Origin of the sequence: Brachyspira alvinipulli ATCC 51933 (assembly GCF_000518245.1) — a bacterium.
Lineage (GTDB): Bacteria > Spirochaetota > Brachyspiria > Brachyspirales > Brachyspiraceae > Brachyspira > Brachyspira alvinipulli.
This window is the reverse complement of the sequence record NZ_JADF01000032.1, coordinates 1-1,518: the sequence shown is the minus strand read 5'-3', so window position 1 is coordinate 1,518 and position 1,518 is coordinate 1. Positions and strand designations below refer to the sequence as shown.

Below are 1,518 nucleotides of genomic sequence, written 5' to 3'. Positions count from 1 at the left end.
ATAGAATCTATTTTAGATTTTAACTCATTAAAATATTCTTCTTTTACACTACTCAAATCAGCATTTACAGAATCTATTTTTGTATTCAATTCATTTATGTATTCATATTTCCAAGAAGCAATATCATTGTCCATTAAATCCATTTTTGATTTTAACTCATTAATAGAATTTTCAAATTTCAATTCAGTATCTGATTTAACATTTTCTATCTCATTTCTAATATCAGAAGAGAATAATCCTCTTATTCTAGCAGAATCTGACCAAGAGTCTTCAAAATATTCTATTCTTTTTTCTAGTCTTTCTCTAAACTCTTTATTGTCATCATTAACTTTATCGAAAAGTTCATCTATTCTTTTCATTTCATCATTAAATAATGATTCCGATGTTTCATTTTTTCCTGTTATAGAAAGCAAACTTTCTCTTATAGAAGATAATCTATTTTCTAATTCTTCTTTATCTTTTAGTATATTACTTTCTAACTCAGAAGATTTATTCATAGAATCTTTAATATTATTTCTTATAGCATCTATATATCCATGCAATGTAGTAATATTAGAATTGATATTACTCATATCATTAGAATAATCTTCAATGTCATATTTGATTCTTCCTTCTAATTCTTCTAATTTAGAAGACAATGCTTTAACATCATCTCTTAAATTAACATCAACATCTGACATGTCATCTCTTAATTGATATAGATTATTTTCTAATTCTTCTAATTTTGCAAAATCTGCTTTAATAGCATTAAATGAATTTTCTAATGCTTCTTTCTCTAAAACCAACTGGCTAACAGTATTATCATCTTTCAAAGAATATAATTCATTTTTAAGATTCTCTATCTTTTCTAATACTATAGCTCTGTCATCAGAAATCAAATCTTTTATATAATTAAGATCGCTTTCTGAAGTATTTACTCTGTCCAATAACTCATTTGCAAACTCTTCAAAAGCTTTTTCTATCTTTTCTTTCTCTTCATCAAATAAAGCAGGTATATCCTTCTTATTAGAATTTATAACTTCTTCTTTGAAGCTATCAAATTCATTTTTAATACCATCTATTTTAGAAATCAAAGCTTCTCTATCAGCTTTATGCATTTCTATTAATTCATCTCTGTCTAATATAGAATCTTTTACTATTTCTAAAGCACTATCAAAATCACTGCCTAAAGATTCATATTTTTCTTTTAGTGAATTAATATCATTGCCTAGATCAGTATTTATCTTATCACTAAGTTTTGAAACTTCTTCTTCTATTTTTTTATTGATAATACCAAGCTGCTCTGTTAAATAGTTGCTATACTCGTTTTTATCAAATATTACAGATTGTGCATCTTTTTCTAATTTTCTTATAACCTCTAAAAGTTTGGCATTAGATTCTTCTTCAAATTTACTAATAGCACCCTGCATATTAGATTCCAAACTATCAAAAGAAGCCTTTACCATATTATCAAGTTCTTCTTTCGCTTCATTGAGTACATTAATCTTTTCTGATAACTTCTCTTCCAACTTATTAGAA

1 pseudogene is annotated in these 1,518 nt (G+C 25.5%); it reads right to left on the bottom strand.

Annotation, left to right across the window (positions count from 1 at the left end):
• Nucleotides 1-1,518, bottom strand: a pseudogene (locus T324_RS18105) (hypothetical protein); the annotation flags it as partial.